The organism is Ignavibacteriota bacterium (genome assembly GCA_016218045.1).
GTDB lineage: Bacteria > Bacteroidota > Ignavibacteria > SZUA-365 > SZUA-365 > JACRFB01.
Genome location: JACRFB010000004.1, coordinates 55293 through 75225 on the forward strand (window position 1 = coordinate 55293; position 19933 = coordinate 75225).

12 protein-coding genes are annotated in these 19933 nt (G+C 61.0%); 2 read left to right on the forward strand and 10 right to left on the reverse strand.

What is annotated here, in order from left to right:
- Positions 1-45: 45 nt before the first annotated feature.
- Complete coding sequence (locus HY962_01515) at positions 46-2058, reverse strand: PAS domain S-box protein (GenBank protein MBI5645582.1); 2013 nt, start codon at positions 2056-2058, stop codon at positions 46-48.
- A 224-nt stretch (positions 2059-2282) separates the two neighbouring features.
- Here HY962_01515 and HY962_01520 point away from each other — a divergent pair, with 224 nt between their 5' ends.
- Positions 2283-3380 (forward strand): PLP-dependent cysteine synthase family protein, encoded by a 1098-nt coding sequence (locus HY962_01520; GenBank protein MBI5645583.1) that lies wholly within the window; start codon positions 2283-2285, stop codon positions 3378-3380.
- A gap of 85 nt (positions 3381-3465) precedes the next feature.
- On the opposite strand, the gene HY962_01525 is transcribed toward HY962_01520, so the two are convergent.
- Positions 3466-7902, reverse strand: a complete 4437-nt coding sequence (locus HY962_01525; protein ID MBI5645584.1) for a hypothetical protein — start codon at positions 7900-7902, stop codon at positions 3466-3468.
- A gap of 261 nt (positions 7903-8163) precedes the next feature.
- On the opposite strand from HY962_01525, the gene HY962_01530 reads away from it, so the two are divergent.
- Positions 8164-8538: a GIY-YIG nuclease family protein gene (locus HY962_01530; protein MBI5645585.1), complete on the forward strand. Its 375-nt coding sequence runs from the start codon at positions 8164-8166 to the stop codon at positions 8536-8538.
- Here HY962_01530 and HY962_01535 read toward each other — a convergent pair.
- The 8 genes from HY962_01535 to HY962_01570 form a co-directional block, all read right to left on the reverse strand.
- Positions 8450-10303 carry an OmpA family protein gene (locus tag HY962_01535; GenBank protein MBI5645586.1) on the reverse strand — a complete coding sequence of 618 codons (1854 nt, stop codon included), beginning with the start codon at positions 10301-10303 and terminating at the stop codon, positions 8450-8452. The two genes, HY962_01530 and HY962_01535, sit on opposite strands and share 89 nt — an antisense overlap.
- A gap of 27 nt (positions 10304-10330) precedes the next feature.
- On the reverse strand, positions 10331-11500 hold the full coding sequence (locus HY962_01540; GenBank protein ID MBI5645587.1) for a hypothetical protein: 1170 nt from the start codon (positions 11498-11500) through the stop codon (positions 10331-10333).
- A 4-nt stretch (positions 11501-11504) separates the two neighbouring features.
- A complete protein-coding gene (locus HY962_01545; GenBank protein ID MBI5645588.1) occupies positions 11505-12194 on the reverse strand; it encodes an ABC transporter ATP-binding protein in 690 nt (229 codons plus the stop codon).
- A 13-nt stretch (positions 12195-12207) separates the two neighbouring features.
- Complete coding sequence (locus tag HY962_01550) at positions 12208-13419, reverse strand: ABC transporter permease (protein ID MBI5645589.1); 1212 nt, start codon at positions 13417-13419, stop codon at positions 12208-12210.
- Between the two features lie 16 nt (positions 13420-13435).
- The gene (locus HY962_01555) at positions 13436-14668 is read right to left on the reverse strand and encodes an ABC transporter permease (protein MBI5645590.1); all 1233 of its coding nucleotides are present in this window, start codon (positions 14666-14668) and stop codon (positions 13436-13438) included.
- Between the two features lies 1 nt (position 14669).
- Positions 14670-15410 (reverse strand): outer membrane lipoprotein-sorting protein, encoded by a 741-nt coding sequence (locus tag HY962_01560; protein ID MBI5645591.1) that lies wholly within the window; start codon positions 15408-15410, stop codon positions 14670-14672.
- A gap of 74 nt (positions 15411-15484) precedes the next feature.
- Positions 15485-16615 carry an AGE family epimerase/isomerase gene (locus HY962_01565; GenBank protein MBI5645592.1) on the reverse strand — a complete coding sequence of 377 codons (1131 nt, stop codon included), beginning with the start codon at positions 16613-16615 and terminating at the stop codon, positions 15485-15487.
- A gap of 152 nt (positions 16616-16767) precedes the next feature.
- The gene (locus HY962_01570; GenBank protein MBI5645593.1) at positions 16768-19932 is read right to left on the reverse strand and encodes a hypothetical protein; all 3165 of its coding nucleotides are present in this window, start codon (positions 19930-19932) and stop codon (positions 16768-16770) included.
- Position 19933 lies beyond the last annotated feature (1 nt).

Below are 19933 nucleotides of genomic sequence, written 5' to 3' on the forward strand. Positions count from 1 at the left end.
GCAGATGTGAGAAGAAAAATCGGATCGTCATGAAGCAGAAGCGCGTCAGCCGGGCATTTCCCTGTTGAAGCGCGTGCGATCCGTATGCGGCCGCAAAAATGCCTGGCGTGGCGCTCCGGCCAGTGCGCGCGGAAGCCCCACTTCCACGATACTCCCTTCGATACAATCGCCTGTGCCCTCTGACGCGGGACGCATCCACGACGTCTCTCGTACCCACCGGTACACACCGTCCTTGCCGCAGAGGCGATATTCTAATTCGTGTGTTCCGCCCGGATGTTTTGTGTCAGTCTGTTCGAATTTCAGCAGCGATGCGTCGTCGGGATGCACCATGGCGATATACCCGCCGTCGCTTCCCGTGAATTCCTCGGTGGTATAGCCCAACTGGGAGATGTTGCGTGTGACAAGTTCCACCGTGCGGACGGCATCGTCACGCCATACGAGTCCGATGCTTTTCCCGCAGGCCAGAATACGATCGTAGGCATCGGCACGGAGGGCAGCGGCGCGGAATTGCGCCTCGCGGCGGCGTGTCTCGCGGAGATCGCGGAGTCGGAGCAGAAGCGTCGCCTCCTCGGCCGTGCTCCCGCCGAGTACTGTCGCCGAGAATTCCACATGGAGCCCATGCAATTCACCGATATGCAGCAACGTGCAGGCGGTCTCGGTGGTGCCGCTGGCCCAGGCGCTTTCAAGCATGACGCCGATACGCGCGCGGTCGGCCGTGTGCACGTAGTCCATCAGATTCTGTCCCAGCAGCACATCACGCGTGCCGATGCCGAACAGCGCGAGGGCGCGGCCACTCACGTCGAGAATGGCATCACGCGCGTCGAGCACAAGGATTCCGTCGTCGATGGACTCGACGATTTTCCGCATGGATTCGGAGGAGATGCGCAATTCCTCGGCGGCGCGGAACTCGTTTGTGATGTCGCGGAAGCTCCATACGCGGCCTGTGCGCGCGCCGTGTAATATCTGCGGCATGGAATGGCGTTCGAGGATGCGTCCATCTTTCAGGAACACGTAGTCCTGCGTGCGTGCCCCGGCGTCGCGGTCGGCCGCGTCGATGCTGCCGCGGAAGGCCTGCGCGTCGGTGCAACGATCCTCCATCGCATCACGCACATCCTGTGCGGCGCCCTCTGCGATCAACGATGGCGGAATCGCCCATATCTCCGCAAAACGATTGTTGCTCGAGGCGATTTGACCCTGTTCGTCGAGGGCAAGAATCCCCTCTTTGATGGAATCGAGCGTAGCCTGCAGCAGCGATAGCGACCGCGCGGTCGCGAGTTCAGCCGAACGCCGTTCAGTGATGTTGCGCAGCACGGCGAGATAGCAGCTCTGTTCACGGAACACAAAGGGTGTGATCGTGATTTCAATCGCGGCGCAGCTTCCGTCGGCGCGCGAGATTTCGGCTTCGAAGCGCGGAATACGCGCAGTGCCGTCGGGAACATTCGACATATGCGCATCGAGTTCGATGCGGCTTGCAGGCGCGAGCAGATCGCGAAGGTCAAGTCCGCGCACATCGTCCGCGCCCGCATGGCCCACAAGATCGCGAAAGGCCTGATTGCTGAAGTCGATCGCGACACCCTTCAGCACCGCGATACCGTCGTGCGTATGGCTGATCATCGAGAAGTATTCGCGCTCGATTTCGCGCAACGCTGTCTCGGTGAGGCGCCAGGAGGCGCGCTCCTCGGCGAAGGCCGCCTCTTCGAGGGCGAGCAAGGCCTTATTTTTGTCGGCCTGTTCTCGCGCATCGCGGAACATGCCCGCCGCAAGACCCGCCGTGGGCAGAAGGGCAAAAACCGGTATGAGGTGCAGGACGTCGGGCGGCACCGCGTGTGCGCCAAAGATGGCCAGCGCGGCGTGAATACCCACGCCGATAAAACCGGCAAGCAGTCCTCCCCTGATGCCGAACCACCATCCCGCGAGGGCCGCGGGTATAAGGAGGAAGAGTCCCGACACCACGCCGAAGGTAACGTTGCTCGGGACAAAGAGCAGGACGTGAATGAGCAATGCGGCGGCAACGGCCACCGTCCTTTGGAGTCGTGTGGTGATCTGTGGTCTGGTCATTAGGTATCGTACTTCATGGCTATTCTCTCGCACACAAGTTCGCACCATGCCGCAGGGGGGAAAACAGGAAAATGAGGCCGATGTGCAGGAATTTCATTCCCGCCCCCGGGCCGTGCTGCCGTGTTGATTATTGATTCGTGTCATCGAGTTCTCTATTTTCGGTCCCACTCGAACGGCCGAAGCGCCGCCGACTTCCCTCCCCCCATTTCCTACCCGGAAACCGCATGAATCTCGTCGCCACGCCCGAGCAAAGACTCGCGGAACTTGCACGTTTCTCCACGCTCCGCCACATCATCGGCAACACGCCGCTTCTCGCCATCGGCTTCCTGTACAAGGGCGAGGAGAGAACGATTTACGTGAAGGCCGAACATGTGAACCTGACGGGGAGCATCAAGGACCGCATGGCCTACCACATCCTTCAGCAGGCGGCCGACAGCGGATCACTTGTCCCGGGCATGGTGATCGCCGAAGCGACGAGCGGCAACACCGGGATTTCGTTTGCAGCGCTTGGACGCGCACTCGGGCATCCCGTCGTGATATTCATGCCGGATTGGATGAGCCGCGAGCGTGTGGACGTGATTCAGAGCCTGGGCGCGAAGATCATGCCGGTGACACGCGAACAGGGCGGTTTTCTCGGCAGCATCCGCTTGACCGAGGAACTGGCCGCGACCGACGGCAACGTGTTCCTGCCCTGCCAGTTCTCGAACGAGGCAAATGTGGCGGCACATGAACTCACAACAGGACCGGAGATCTGGTCGCAGCTCGATTTCCTCGGACTTGTGCCTGATGCCTTTGTGGCGGGTGTGGGGACAGGCGGCACCATCATGGGTGTGGGCCGATATCTGAAAGCGATGAATCCGCTCGCAAAGATCCATCCGATGCAGCCGGCCGAATCGCCCACGCTGACCACGGGTCACAAGATCGGCAAACACCGCATACAGGGCATATCGGACGAGTTCATTCCATCCATCGTCAAACTCGACGAGCTTGACGACGTGATAAGCGTACACGACGGTGACGCGATTCTGATGGCACAGAAGCTCGCCGCGCAGCTCGGTCTAGCGGTGGGCATCAGCTCGGGTGCGAACTTCATCGCCGCGGTCATGGCGCAGAATGCCTTGGGCGGCGCCGCGGTGGTGGCCACCGTGTTCGCTGACGACAACAAGAAATATCTCAGCACCGATCTGCTGCGCGAGGAATTGCCGGGCGACGGTTTCCTTTCGCCCGACATCTCTCTGCTCTCGTTCCACTCCCACAAACGGGTCTGCCACACCTGCTGCGACATGTTCGATTGCACGCAGCGCACGGCGCTGCCGCATTAAAGCTACGGACGGGAGTGTTACCGAACCTGCCCCGCGTCTCCGATTCCGGCTGATGCCCGCAGGTGCACGTGTAGCCCACCGGGTTTTATTTATCCAGTTGGATCAGCCGAATACGCCGGTGTGCAGGTGTCTCGAGAACAAGCGCGTACGAGCCGGATGCGAGAGCCGACGCATCGAATACCACACGGTGTCTGCCCGGTTCCACGGGTCCGTCAACCAAGGTCGCCACACGTCGGCCGAGCAGATCGATAACGGACAATTTCGTTGCACCGCGCTCTATCACCTCGTACTCGATGCTCGTACTGGCGTTAAACGGATTCGGTGCAACGCGCACGATTCGCACCGTGGCCGAATCGCCTTCAAAGAGGCGTGCGCCGCCTTCGCGGCAAATCTTCAGACGGAATGTGCCATGACTACGGCGGACGCGAAGATCGCGTCCAGTGAAATCGAACTTCTCGATGATCAATGCCGTCGTATCGATGCTGCCCAGCATGGCGGTACACGGGATGACGGCCAATGGGATAGCAAAAATTGAATTGTTCTGTAGCAGCGACACATAACGCTGGGTGCCATGTACGGCATGGACAGACCTGCCATCAACGGGCCTCAATAGCCCCGCGTCAAATCGTATCTCCGCGATATAGCCGGTGACACCGAAAGACGAGAGCTGCTGAGTCGTTCGAAGGAAGACAGGAATGTCGATACGTTCGCCCGGCGCAGCTTCGAGAGCCGGGATTTCCACGAGAATGTCACCGGCGGTCCAGTCCGCGCTCCGCACAGATGTGCAACCATTTCCATCCTTGAAATACACTTCGTGAACACCCTCCCCTACGGCGCGTTGAATACGCGATGTTGCGCCAGGAATAACTTGACCCCGGTAATACCATTGATACGACGCCGCAGCCGGCGCAAATAACGTGTCACCACGAATGATGATCTGTCCCCCCGACGGAATTGCATAGCGCACAACGATGACAGCTCCTGTCCCTGTACAGCCGTTCGAATCCGTGACGGTGACAGAATAGAGGCCGGGAGACTTGACGGTAAGAAATCTTCCGGTGCTGCCATCGGACCATCGCCAGGAGACAAACTCCTGCCCGCCATCGAGTTTTGTGCTGTCACCAATGCAGAAACCTGGGGTACCTCCGATCTGTACCACTGGTGCAGGATACATAGTCAGTTCAACGTCCGCCGACGCACGGCAGGAATCGGGACTGACAACACGGAGGAAAATCCGTCCGGCGTTTCGTGTACTCAGCGTCCGTGCGGACCCGAGCACACGGCCCGTACCGTCATGCCATTCATACACAGCATATCCCGCGCCCGCGTCGAGCAGCACCGTCTCACCCGCGCAGAAACGTGTTGATGGAACAGCGGTGATCACGGCCCGCGCTTCATCCGCAACAACAACATCGAGCGTGTCCGAAAATGAACAGCCCTGCTTTCGTGCGATCGCTATGATTCTATACACGCCCACCGTCGGGTGCACCACAGTAACTGCGGAGGAATCGGTCGGTCCAGCGATAGTTCCACCTGTCGCGATCCATGTGACTTCGACGGAATCGCCTGTCTGAACCACATACTGCACGCGTGAATTGCGGCAGACGCTGCCGGGGCCTTGAATATGTATATGCGGAGCGGCCGTGACACGGACACGGACAGACTCACTCGTTCCCGTGCAACCCGAAGAATCAGTAACAGTGACAGAATACACCCCACTCTCGCGAACGACAATACGACTGCTGGTCCGACCGTCGGACCACATGTATCCGGCGAGTCCGCTTCCCGCATCGAGCAGAAGAGAATCCCCTTCACACAGTGTCACGTCTCCAGTGGGACTGATCCGCGGCGATGGCGCGGCGATTACAGTAACTCCAAACTCGAGCGAATCGCGACACCCGGTTGTATCATTCACTTCAAGCAGCACAAGGCGTCTGTCTCCAGGCGAGTTCCAATGCACAATGACGCTGTCATCCGCAGCCGGACCAAGCACAACACCTCCCACGACGCGCCATTGGCGGGTAATGCCACCCGCCGACACCGTCACATACGTGGTAGTGTCGCCGCTGCACACCCTCTTTCGCCCCGAAATACTCGGCACGGGCTTTTCGGCAAACCTCACAACTATTGTCGAAAATCCGTCGCAATATCCCGTCTTGCTCACTCTCACGGTGTAGGTGCCGGGCGCACCGATACGTATCGCGCGAGTTGTATCACCGGTTGACCAGAGGTACGTATCAGCGTCTTCGCGTACACGAAGGTCGGCGCTGTCGCCGGCGCAGAGATACCCGGATCCCTGTACTGTGGGGACAAGTCGCGGGAGATCCTGCACAAGTGTCTGCACCGTGGCCGAACACCCGAGTGAATCCGTGACAAGCACAGAATAGAGGCCGGGCCGATGCACACGAAGTACACGCGAGGTATCACCGGTGGACCAGCGATACGACGTAAAGGCCGGGTACACCGTGAGCTGAGTCGTGTCGTTGCACAAGTACACACGCCCCTGAATCGAGGCGTTTGCACCGCCCACCTTCACAAGCACCGATACAGTGCCTTCGCAACCATTGGCATTGCGAACAGTCACTGAATACAATCCCGACTTGGTCACGCGCAGCGAGCGGCCTGTGTCACCTGTCGACCACACACACGATACATATCCCGCACCAACATCCAGGATTGTCGAATCGCCCGCACAAAAAACACTTCTACCACTGATAACAGGCGTTGGTGCCTGACCGGCGACTACCGTACACGAATCCACGTACACACATCCGTTGCTATCTATCACGCGCAGCGAATACCGACCGGTGCGATTGACCAGGATGGCGCGAGTCGTGTCCCCGGTCGACCATAGGTAGTGCGCATACCCCGAGCCCGCATCAAGACCGAATACGCCGCGATCACAGAGGATATAGGATCCACCCAGGCGCGGTCCGGATTTTGTGTTACGTGTCACAAGCACGGCGACCGAGTCGCGGCAGCCCGATCCGTCGTCGACGATTACCGAATAGGAGCCCGGAGCATGGACGGTAATTGCGCGCGTGCTTTCTCCTGTCGACCATCGATAGGATGCGGGTGCAGGGTGGGCGGTGAGAGTGACACTGTCACTCGCACAGAGGACAAGCGACGAGGAAGTGATCCGTGCACCGGTGCCGGCCCGGACGATGTAGGCCGATGCAGTATCGACACACCCATAAGACGTGCGTGCGAATACGGACACCATACCCGTTGTCCGCCGCACGATACCCATGGTTGTATCCCCGGTCGACCAGCGGTATGATGCATACCCGGCCTTTGCAACAAGGAGTGTCGAATCCCCCAGACACAGGGTGAGGTTGCCCGATATCGTCAGTTGATTTGTATGACGCCTGAGGTAAAAGACCGCCGTCCCGGCACAGCCGTTCCCGTTGGTAACATCAACAGTGTATCGGCCTTCCTGCGTGACACAGATTCTCCGGGTTGTGTCACCGGTGGACCACCTGTACGACGCGTACACAGTATCAGTCTCGAGACAAACCGTTTGTTGAGCACAGAAAACCTCCGGCCCATTGATGCGCGGCACAAGTTGCAGTAACTCATAGATCGCGACTGTATCGGCTCCGGTGCAGCCAGAGGTATCATACACCACTACCTGATACACCCCGGCGCGGCGGACGGTTATCCTGCGTGTTGTGTCACCCGTGGACCAACGATACGCCGCATAACCGCCTCCAGCATCAAGCACGGCGCTATCCCCCACGCAGAGACTGCGCGAGCCGATGACCCCGATCGTGGGTGGCGGTACAATCCCGGTCATGCAACATCCGATACCCGTCAGTTCAGGCGCCGGCACGAGCGTCGCTCCGCGTGGAATTCCGTGATTGCCATTTCCCGACTGATCTGTGAAATCCCCGCAAAAGGGCCAGTAGCCGACAAGGCCGTTTCGATCGCTGTATCGCAGAGATGAATCCTTCGCATTCACAATCTGCTGCTGCGTTCGTTCAATGCTCCAATACCTGCACTCATCGATCCGACCCCGTCCGGCGCCACCGCCGCCCGAATACCCACCCCACGAGAGCGCGACGTTGGCATCAAACGAACGCGCGGGAAATGAGGCACTCATCACTTCCGCGCCGTTGATATATCCTTTGATCCGGCCGGCAGGACCGTTGACGACGATTGCGATATGTTGCCACGTAAACGGCGTGAGCGAATTCGCAGGGGAGTAAATGTAGATGTCGGGGCCGCCATTCTCCTGCGTCATAAATTCGAGACACTGATTCGACCAGTTGTATACGAGACTCCAGTCCGTCCCATTGGCGGCGGGCAGATCGCGCGCGGCAAGTACAACACGCGCGCTGTCGCGGATCCAACATTCGAGAGTAAACACCGGCAGCCGCGTGCTCCCAAGCCTGGCCTCCGTCACATTCATCGACGCATTTGTATGGTTCATGGCCTGATTCTCCGGTAGCCCCGCGCGCACACTCATGCCGAGTGTCGTGAGCAGCACACACATCAGTTTCACAACCAAACCCGATCTCATACACTCTCCGTTACCCGTTCGTTCAACACACTGCTGAGCAGCACGGAATCCCGAAGAAAAGTACTCGAATACCCTTTGAAACACAAGAGTGTGAAGGGTAAAACCGTATCCACAGGCCGAGGTTTGTGAATGCAAGAGGTTTACACTCCTTGCGATCGACGGACGCGTTCATTTTTCCCGCATCCCGCGGGAACATTTTTCCCGGCTCGCGAGTACAAGGGGAAGCACACGATTTCACCACTTGTACACGAGGGAGTGTCCATGCCGTTTGTTTACATTCTACGAAGCGCCGAAGGACTCATACACATCGGCTGCAGCGCCGATGTGGCGCAGAGCGTCCGTCAACACAATCAGGGTCGCATCAGATGGACCAGCGCGGGGAGCGACTGGCAGGTGCAGCACATCGAACGCTTTCAAAACATGGACGAGGCGCAGGCGCGCGAGGCGTGGCTCAACACGCGTGTGGGACGCGAGCAAATTCTCGCCTCCCTGTTCCCGCGGCATATACCGGGCAGATACGGCCCGGTCCAACACGGCGCCGCCGCGTTCAGCGGCAGCGGAGCACCGTCACCTCGACCCGTCTATTCGCCCTCTTCACTTCCTCCTGTTCGCCGGAGAGCGGCCCGCCTGCAGTAATCACCAGACGCTGCGGCGGGATGCGCCGCGCCGTCAGCCAGTGCGCAACGGCGCGGGCCCGGCGTTCACTGAGTTCGATATTCTTGTTGCGCTCGCCCGCCCTGCTGCCGCGCGCGCGCATGTCGCTGTCGCGCAGCGGATCGGAATCGGCAAAGCCCGTTATCTCGAGCCGCGCGGCGGGTGTACGGAGCAGAAACTCGTAGAGCCGCGAGAGCCGCGGCGCAGCCTCGGCGCCCAGTTCCCAGGATCCGCTCGCAAAGGTGATGCCGCGCTCGAGGACGAGGCCGTCGCGGCAGCCCTCGGCCGACTGCCGCATGTCGCGCACCGACGAGCCGTGCACGTCGGCGCTGTCGCTGATGGCATCGAAGTCGGTGTCGCGCAACAGCGGATTGGTTCCATACACGAGCATCTCTTCACAATCGCCGAGGCCGTCGCCATCCGAATCGGCCCGCAACGGATCGGTGACGGTGCTGAAACTCTCGAGATAATCGCCCAGACCGTCGCCGTCGGTATCGTAGCGGCAGGGATCCGTGTGTGTGAAACAGAGTTCGGTGCGGTCGTCGATGCCGTCCTGATCGGTGTCGCGCGACGCGGGATTGGTGATGACGATACGTTTGCGCGCGGGCCGCTGCAGTTCCTCGCGAAGACGGCGCAACGTCATGCCGGGAGCGCCGCAGAGTTCCACCGCGCCGAGATCTTCGCGCACCACGGTCCCCACCACCTCGTCGAGATCCGTCAGCCCGTCGAGATCGCTGTCGCTCTCGCGCGGATTCGTCCCGTAGAAATGGAGTTCATCGGCATCGCTGAGTCCGTCGCCGTCGCTGTCGAGCTTCTCGAGGCGGCGGTACGAGGCACGCGCGTTCTGGTCGAACTGCGCCATGGAGCGCGCGCGCCACGGCGCACAATCGGCAGCGAGGCGGTCGAGCAGGTCGCAACGCTGCGGCACCGTGGGCGGCGGGTAATATGACGAGGATTCGTAGATGTCGGCCACCGTGTCGACACGGGCGGAGACGAAGGAAATACGCAGACCCAGCGACAAGCCCGCGATATTGTCGTTGAGCCCAGACACAAAATGATCGAGCGCATCGGTGAAGGTCAGTACCTTCTCGTACCCGGCAAGAATCTCCACACGCTCCGTGAGCTGCCAGCGCAGACCGCCTCCGAAGAGGAGCGCCACCGCGGAGCTTCCCGTGCCGTCCTGATACTGACGCCGCACACGATGCTGCGGGCTGACGTTTTCCACGTTCGGTGAGTGCCACACGTACGCGGGTCCGGCATAGAGAAAGGGCTGCACCGGTCCGCCGATGCCGACAAAATCGCGGAAGTCCGTTTCGAACGCCGCGTAGACTCCCGTAACCCAGTTGGTCACGCTGTATCCAGGATAGTCGCCCTGTATACGGTTGAAGGAGAGCCCGCCGCGGAGTATCAGATCCGTTTCTCCGATAAGCGGCAGCTCCTCGGTGTCAAAGCGGTAGAAGGCGGGCAGATTGACGGTCCAAAGCCACGGACGTTTTGCACCGGGAAAGGTTGCTCCGTCGTTGACGTCGCCGTTGAGTTGCGAGAGTCCGCCCAACAGCGCGACACTGAAATCGGATTCGCGGGTGCGTTCGATGCTGTACACGGCTCCGCGCACGATCAACGAGTCGTTGCGCAGCAGCACCTCGTCGATGGTGCGCAGCGGCACACGAGCCGAATCGTCCTGCGTCCGCGATTCCGCGAGTGGGAGCAGGAGCAGCAGCAGCAGCGGAATCCAACATTTTGCCATACAAGCGGAAAGTAGCGATTCACGGGGTTAAAAATACCATTCCCCGCGGAGGAACAGCACCCGCGGGTAATACCAGTACTCATCTCCCGCGTCGCCGGCGAAGAGCATGGCGCCGCAGGAGAGCGCGGCCTCGTCGTGGAGGGACCAGGTTGCGGCGAGATTATAGAAGGTACTGCCGTCGGTCAGACTCACTGTGCCGCCGCCTGTTACGAGTAGCAACGGGTGTACTTGTACTGTTGTGATGGCGGCGAGGTAATTGCGTCCGAGGTTCAGAATGCGGCCCGACGAGAGCAGGGTAAGATTGTAACCGGATGGTTGCGCGGATCCGCGGCCATTGAAGTGGTATTCGAGGGCCAAGTACAGATCGGCTGTGAACTGATAATCGATGCCCGCAATCGTCTGTATCGTTTCCATCCCGTGCAGCCGTTCATCAAACGTGTACAGAATTTCTCCGCGCACACCCGCATCGAAGAGATTCCCAGCAAGGTCCGCCCCCACGATGGCACAATCGTCGAAACGGCCGACGATGAGCGAGAGATCCTGCTCGGCCGCATTTGTGCGGAAACGGAGCGCGGCATTGATACGACGATCCGCCTCGGCCACATTCACGACACATTGCACATCCGTAAAAGAACCGAAGGCATACTTGGCGGATATCGCATCCACACCATCCTTCTCGATTTTGCCGAACACCGCGCTGTTGAGTGGATGGAAAAGGTCCGTGGGATTCCACACTCGTCCCGTGCCCCAGGAAATGCGCTGCCGGCCCAGCACGACGGATCCGTCGTCGGAGCCGAGCGTCAGCGCGAGGCGGTCGATGAAGTGAATCACATTGCCCGCGTCGGACTCCGTGATCACCCACCGCAGCGGCGTCCATTGCCGATGCCGCAGATCCGGCTGCACCGTGAAGATGCCCGCGCCGAAGCGCGACCAGGCGACCTCGTACTCGGCCCCGAGAGTGACATGCTCCCCCATCGTCACGGCGGGCTTGAGACGCGCGCGCAGAATATTCGCGAACGACCGTGTATCAGCGTGCAACAGACGCGCAAACTCCGGTCGCAACCACTGCGCGGATCCCAGGTCCATGACGTACCCTGTGAGCGCCACCTCCTGGGCATGGAGATTATGCGCGCAGGAAAGAGCGAACGCGCTTACGAGTAGCACGCCGTACGCAAAACGGCGGGGGCGCTGTCGCATGATGTTACTTCCTCTCGTCGGACACGATCTCGCCGTCGTGCAGCAACACCAGGCGGCGCGAGTGGTCGAGCACATTCTGATCGTGCGAGGAAAAGACAAACGTGATATTCCGTTCCTCACAGAGCCGGTTCATTATGTCGATAAGCACATGCGCGGTTTTGGAATCGAGATTGGCAGTGGGTTCATCAGCAAGCACGATGGGCGGCTGATGCACGATGGCGCGCGCCACCGCGACACGCTGCTGCTGTCCGCCGCTCATGCGGGCGGGTCGCGCTTCCGCAAGGTCGCCTATGCCGAGTTCCTCCATCACTGCAAGCGCGCGGGCGCGCCGCTCTTTTTCGCCCACTCCCTGCAGCATCATCACAAACTCGATGTTCTCGAGGGCGGTGAGTACGGGGATGAGATTGTAGGCCTGGAAGATAAATCCCATGCGCCGCAGACGAATACGCGCGCGTTCCTGCCGCGACACACCCGCGAGATCGTGGCCGTCGAGGAGGAGGCGGCCGCGGGTCTGCTCGTCGAGCAGGCCGATAATGTTGAGCAGGGTGGTCTTGCCCGATCCCGACGGGCCCGCGATGGCGAGGAATTCGCCCGCGCCGATGCGAAGGTTGATGTTGCGCAGGGCCTCGACAGCGACGCCGTTGTTGGCGTACGTTTTTTCAAGACCTTCGACTTCTATGACTGCGTGATCCATGTTCGCCTCGGAATTACACAAACGAGATTGCCTGGACTGGCTGGAGCCGCACGGCCTTCCATGCGGGATACAACGCCGCGAGCATACACAGCAGCGGCACCACGAGCGCCTGCCGCAGCACGGTGGTGTACGACAGCTCGGGCGTGATGACGGTGCCAATGCCCCATGCCGTCATGCCTTCAGCAAAGACGGCGAGATCGAGTCCCGTGGCCGCGAGCCGGGCATACACCGCGAGTCCGGCCCCCATGCCCAGCGCCGTGCCGACGAGCCCGAGCAGGAGTGCCTCGAGCAGCACAAGGCGAAACAGCGTGCCCGTGCTCATGCCCGTGGCAAGCAACACGCCAAATTCACGGATGCGTTCGAACACCGACATGAGCATCGCGTTCACGATGCCGAATACCATGGCCGCGCCAACAATGAGGTAGATGAACCACATCATGTTCTTGTACATCTCGACCTGACTGACCAGCAGAGGTAAAATTTCCTCGTACGAAAGACATTCCGTGCGCGGATCCGTGCCCACGCGCAGAACGGCCGCGATGGAGGCCACACGGGACGGATCCTCCACACGCACCGCGATCTCATGCACCGCGTCCCCGATACCCAGCATCGCCTGTGCGTCGCCGCGTGTGATGTACACGTAGGTCTTCTCGAATTCGGATGAGAAGCTGGAATAGAGTCCGCAGACGCGGTACATCGCGTTGGCGACGGATCCATCGCGCGCGGACGCCATAAGCACAATCTTCTCGCCGAGTGTCACATTCAGTTTCTCCGCAAGTTTTTTTCCTATCAGAATTCCCCCGCCGTCCGCATCAACATACTGCCCTTCCACGATGCTCGAGGCAATGGTGGTGAGTTCATCTTCGCGCGGACCTACTCCCACGATCATCGCGCCCGACGAATTCTCGGCGCTGCTCGCAAGCCCGAACGACACAACACGCGTGTCGAACGCCTTGACACCGTGCATCGTGTCGAGACGTGCGAGGAGTGCAGCCGGATCGGGTATGGTGCGGTCCACTAGCATGTTCTCGCGGAATCCCTTGCGGTGGATCAGCACATGCGTGACATGCGCGCCGATCTGATTCTCGAGCATCTGATTCACAAAACCCGTTACGACGCTTTCGTCGAGAATGATGGCGATGAGTCCCACGATCACCGAGGCAAGCACGATGCCCGAGCGCCGTTTGTTCCGCCAGAGATTCCGCCACGCAATGCGGAGTAGCATTCCTACGCTCCGTTTCTCATGTGTGCCGTATTCCTTTCAACGACTCGAGTCGGAACACGCGCCAGACCGGATACGAGGCGAGGACGAGTGTGACCGTCGAGATGAGCACAAGCATCTCGCGCAGCATCGACCAGCGCACGGTGGAGGTGAGCACCGGCTGATAGCCGTACTGCTCCATCGCCACGGCCATGTCGCCCGTGAGTTGTATCGGGTGAGCGATGATCCACGCGTTGATTGCATATCCTATCACGAGGCCGCCCGTCTGCGCCATGAGAAGGATGAGCAGAATTTCGAGGGAGACCAGCACGGCGAGTGTGCTGTTGCGCATGCCGAGCGCGAGCATGACGCCGAATTCACGGAAGCGTTCGGTGACGGACATCAGTATCGTGTTCAGAATGCCGAAGCCCACAACAAGGACGAGGATCGAGAGAAAGAGCAGACCTCCCGTTTCGTTCAATTCCGCCGCCTGCTGCACGTCGGGGATGATGCGGTTCCAGCGCACCGCCGCGAGCGTGGTGTCGGGGGCGATGGTTGCAGACACGGCCGCTTCGGTGTCGTCGATGTCATCGAGATCACGCGCGGCAACGGCGATCGCAGTCGCGCGGCCTTCCATGGCGAGCAGCATCTGCGCGTCTTCCAGGCGGAGGAACAGTCCGGCTCCGTCGAGTTCCGTCGAACCGGTGCGGAAAGTGGATCCGATGCGGAAGCGGAGGTTGCCCAGCGCCCCGTCGTACCCCTGTGCAAGCACCACGACGCTATCGCCGATACGCGCCCCGAGATTTTCGAGCAAGGTGCGACCGACGACGATATCGCCCTGCCGCCAAGACGCATCCGCGAGTGGAGGACGGAAGCGCGAGAACAGTGTGCTCGTCCGCGCCTCGCGCGCAGGATCCACTCCAAAGAGCGCGACACCCATGGAGTGGTCTTTGTACGCGACGAGTCCATTGCCCTCGATGCGCGGCGTCGCTGCGCGCACGGCAGCATGTGTCTCGATCGCCCGCAGCATCAGTGGATCCAGCCGCAGCGAACGGCGCAGCGAGGGTGCGTCGAGATATTTCGCGTGTTGAACCTGCAGGGCCGCGGGATACAGGTCGATCGCGAAAGCGATGTTTGCCGCGTCGTTGCCCACGTCCATGCCGCGTTGCACCACGCAGAGCATGGTTGCAAAAAACACGGCGAAAAGTGTGAGCAGTGTGCGCCGACGGTTTCGCCACAGGTTGCGCCAGGCCATCCGTAGCAGGAGGCGCATGTCAATTCCCTCGTTCGAGTTCGCGCAGCGAGAAGATGCGGTCGGGAATGCCGATATCGAAGTCGGCTTTTACGATCTCGAATTCAGTGCGGTGCCCGGGTTTGGCGGAATTTATCATGATCCACTTTGTGGGGATGGTCCGTTTCCCGACGGGCCGGATGTCTGCAAATTCCATCACACGCATCAGCCGCTTTTTTTCATCGAAGTATTCGATGCGTGAAGGCAGGTAATCGGACTTTCGCACGATATAGATGATGCGCCCCCAGACGACGGGGGCATTCGGGCGCGGCAGGAGGAGCACGCTCCAGCATTCCTCGCCGTCGCGGGTTACGTTGCCCGTGAGGCTTTGAGAATAGTCCTTCTCGAGATTCGATTCGCGTACGAGATCGTCGTTGGTGAAGTCGGATCCGTTCCAGGATTGCAGCATCATCGAGGGCGGGATTTTGATCGTCATTTCGGTGTTGCGGAGGTAGCTCCACATCTCGTTGCCGATTTTCAGCGTCTTGTTACCTGCTTCCTTTTTCGGCGCACGGATCACGATAAGCGCCTTGTCGTTGCCCACCCACCAGCTCTCCATCTCCATGCGCCGCGTGTAATCCGGAGTCACGACCGTCATGGAAAAGGTGCCGCGGCAACTGCTGCCCTTGATGGCGTCTTCGCTTTTGCGGATGATCTCCGCCGCGCTCTGGGCCCGCGCCGCCAGAGGGAGCAGGAGGAACATGACACTGACGATGTATTTCATGGCGATATCCTTTCTGTTCCGAAAATACAGGATATCAAGGTGTGATACGAGGGGTTATGCGGGTGCCCCGCCACCTACCCCACCATCTCCTCTGTCAAGTGCACGAGATTGAGCAGCGCACGCGGGACGTGGAAGGGACCCTTCCAGAGGCCGCCCTTCAGCGTGTGGGACACGGTGCCGTCGCGGTGGAGGTAGCCGAACCACTCGCCGTGTTCGGGGTCGGGGAAATGCGTCATGGTGTACTCGTGTATACGCTCGAACCACTCCTCGTAACGCGTGTCGCCGGTGAGATGATGCGCCAGGAGCAGCGCGTACAGGGCCTCGGTGTGCGGCCACCATAATTTCATGTCCCACTCGAGCTGTTCGCAGGGCCAGCCGTCGCAGTCCACAAACGAGAAGAGTCCGCCGTACTCGTCGTCCCATCCGAGTGCGAGCGACCAGTCGAGTATGTCGCAGGCGCGGTCGATCAGCGCCTCGTCGCCGTTGCGCCGCGCCTCGCGCATGAGGAACCACGACGTTTCGATCGCGTGACCCGGATTCACCAGCCGGCCCGCGGGCACATCCACGCGGGCACCGTCGCGCGCCACGTGCTCGAGCAGGGCCGGAATCTCGGGTTTGACGAAGTCGCGTAATATCTCCTCGACGGACGCGGCCGCAATCGTGTCGTGGTTGGAGGCACGACCTCCCTCGCGTAATTCCTGCGCGGTCGCCAGAATGATCATCGGCATCGCGTGCGACTTGAGGTCGCGCGCCGCGGGATAGAGTTTCGGCTCGAGGAGTCCGGGCGTCGTGTGATGCCGCAGCAGCGTGCGGAATATCGCCGCGCCGCGCTCCACCGCCGCGTCGTCGCCCGCGGCCCTGCCGAAGGCGTTGCAGGCGATGGCGCCGAAAGACTCGCTGAAGAGATAGCGGCGCTTGCGCAACGGTACTCCCTCGCGTGTCAGCAGGAAAAACATACGCCCGTCTTCGTCGAAGGCGTGCCGGGTCACAAAATCGTATCCCGATGCCGCGGCATCGAGCCACTCCTGCCGTTTCTCGACCGTGTTGTACAAAGTCGAGAGCATCCACACGGCGCGGCACTGTATCCACACGCCCTTGTCCGTCGAATACACACGCCCTTCCCTGTCGAGGTGATGCAGAAATCCACCGTGCTCATGGTCTGGCGCGTAGCGCATCCAAAACGGCATGATGTCGTCGAGCAGCATCGTGCGATACTCGTCATTCAGGGCGCGGAGGCGGGAAAGGTTCACCGGAGTAGGGAGTTGGGAGTGGGGAGTAGGGAGTGGGGAGTAGGGAGTGGGGAGTCAGGAGTAGGGAGTGGGGAGTCGGGAGTAGGGACTGGGGACGTTGACGACTCTTAGAGCCACTCGACGGCGGTGCGGCCGGCGGGAAGGAGCATGTTGATGGTTTTGGCTGTTGTGTGATCCGTGATGCGGACCTCGAGGTTCGCGGAGGTTTCGGAGACGGCGATGTAACACACGTTCTGTGCGTAGGTGATGCGGCGTACGAAGATGCCGGGCATGTCGGGTGTGACGGTGAACTCCGGCGTGAGGCGCGCGGCCCGAAGCACGTGACGGTACACGGCGGCGATCGATTCGATGTCGTCGCTGCATTCTATCGGCAGGCCGGTCCACAGCAAGCGTCCCGTAGTCGTGGCTCCGCCCGCCAGCTCCTTTGTGACCGGCAGAATCGAGAAGGCACTCGCCTGCGCGCCGGCATCCGCCGACGTGAGCGCCTTCTCGACACGCTGAAGGCGCTCGCCGCGGAAACCGAATCGGATCGTTTGATCCCCTATTTTCAACGTCTCTTCCGCGGCAACGGGACGCGTGTCGTACAGGGTGTTCACCATCGCAAGCCGCTCACGCACCACCTCGCCGTGCTCGTTGCGTTCGAAGGCACCGCTGAGGTACACGATCGCGCCTGTTCGGATGCGGGCGACGATCTGCGTCCATGCTGCATCGGACAGAAACAGAGGCGCTGGAATCACAAGCAGCGCCGTGTCCGACGGCAGGCGCTCGATGGCAAATTCGGTCACGGCGTGTATGCGCACGCGGCAGTGGTACTCGAGGGCGCGCACGGCACGCTTCGTCGCGTCACTCGCGAGATTGCGCGTCTGGAACATATGGGTGTGCGGCAGCACCAGCGCCACACGGGGTGCGGCGGGTTTTTCCATCATGCGACCGCGGTCGCCGTACAGCCGCCAGTACTTCTTTATCACCTCGAGTTCCGGTTTTGCCGTGCCGTCGGCACGATGCAGGCCGATGGCGGCTTCATTGTCGGAATCCATATACGGATTGGTGTTCCACGCCCATTCGATGAAACCCGCGCCGCCCGCGGCAAAGGAATAGGCGCATTTCCGGTCGAGCAGCGCCGCGGCCTCGTCCTCGCTGCGCCAGGGCAGCCCGTCGCGGGTCTCGTACATCATCACGCCCGTTTCCTCGACAAGATGTGTCACTCCGGGCACCTTGGTCACGATGCCGTCCCACAACAGATCGTCGTTCGACCACCAGTTGTGCAGGCAGGTAAAATCCACCACACCCGCGTGGAACTGCGGCGCAGGCCTGTCGTAGGCGCCGCCCTCGTCCTGCCCCACTGTGACAAGGTGCTGCGGACCCGCCTCGCGCTTCACCACATCACGCAGTCGCGCCGCCCAGCGTGTGAACATGGCCTGCGCGAAGAAGCGGTACGCGGCGGCCTTGCGCGGACTCCTGTCGCCATGCAGGTTCATCTCCTGGAAATCCTCGGGCACGGGCAGATCGAGCGCGCGCGCAGGCGAAACGCGGAACGTCGTCGCGCAGATATTTCGGAGTTCCCGATCCGTTTTTGCCGTCGGGAAAGACGCGCGCAGCCATTCGATCCACGCGGCACGCTCGTGTTCATCGCCGTTGGGGCGCACGGACCACAGATGTTTCGCGGAACTGAAGGACGGTTCGTTGATGAAGTCCCACAGTATTTCCTTCGCGTCCGTGAAACGCCGCGCAAATCCGCCCACAAAACGTTCCTGTGCCTCGAGCGCTTTCGGATCGAGGAAGGGATTCACCCCGCCCCAGGACTCGGGCAGGAACGCAAAAAACGTGAAGATGACAGGCATGCCGACGCGTGTAGCGCGGGCTGTCAGATAATACGCCTCGAGCGCGCGTAACACGCTCTCCTTCGGCGTGCCGTCCGCATCAGAATGCAGCGCCCAGCCGGTCCAGATGCCGTTCCGCACCATGGTGATGCCGGCATCGTCCATCGCGGAAAAATCCTTCTCCCAGATGGCGGGATTCGGTTCGAGCAGATAGCGGCGGTGTACATCCGACGCCATGTGTGTGGTGCCGATGATCGGTGTGATAGCGCCGTCGTAGCGGAAATGATCGCCGTCCACCGTAATGTCGCGTCCGCGTGTGAAGACCAACGCATCGAAGGCCACAAAGCCCTGCCTGTGCTGTTGCGTGAAGGTGCCGAACGGCGTGGTGATCGTGGCGTCCGCACTCACATGATGCAAAGACGTACGGCCGGGCCGTTCGAGCGGCGGGACTTGAATGTCCATCCCGCCCTCGGGCATGTGCAACTCGGAAAATGCACGCCCGGGCGCGGTGTGTCCCACCGTCAGTTGCGTAATCGCGACTGCAGGATGCGACTTCCGCCGCAGCACATCGGCGGATACATGCACCATGTCGCCGGGACGCGGGCAGGCATCGGACACGGTGACGCGCAGGTCCAATGCGCCCGTCGATGCCAGCGCCGTCATGGCGCGAATCATCGACGTGCCGAGACTGCCTCCGCGCGAGGCGTCAAACACCCAGCGGCCCCCCGCGTACGGACCTTCAAGCCGGTCGATCAGCAGCACCGGCGCGCTGATGATACGCGCGTCCGCGTCGATCATACGAAGCACGGGTTGCAGAACGGCCTCGCGCGGACCATCGCTGCCGTCTTCTTCCGGAAACGATTTTTTTGTGGTGAGTTTGATATACAGGGCGAAGGTGGACGACGGCGCATACGGATCGAGAAAGGCCTCGGGTTCGAAACGAACCGGCCCTTCCTGCATCCATTTCGCCATTGGCGGATGCGGCACTTCGTGAAAATGCGAGATGCCCAGCGGTCTATATCCCGCGGGCTGTGTGTCGTGCAGAATCCAGCGATCGCCTGCACGGGTCACGGGCCTGCTCAGTGGCACGCCGCGGAGATTCACCCAGTTGCCACCCGCCCGCAGATACCGCAGCATCGCGTCCATCGCATCGAGCGGGAAGGCGGAGCCATAGGGAGTGATGAGGATGTCGATTCCCGCCGTGTCGACGGATTCGAGCGCGCGCGCATCGAGGTGCAGGACGCGGGCCGACTTCAGCGCCGCATCGATGACGGAATCGTCGGGCGCGTCGCCGTCCGGCGAGGGGAAATCTTTCTCACGGAACACACCGACCGTCATCATACGACCCGTCCCCTCTTCCACGCCGGAGTTTTCCGCGAGCAGATCCGCGGCGGGCAGCCCCGCCATGGCCGCCAATCCCCCCGTCGCCTTGATGAACGTGCGCCGATCCATG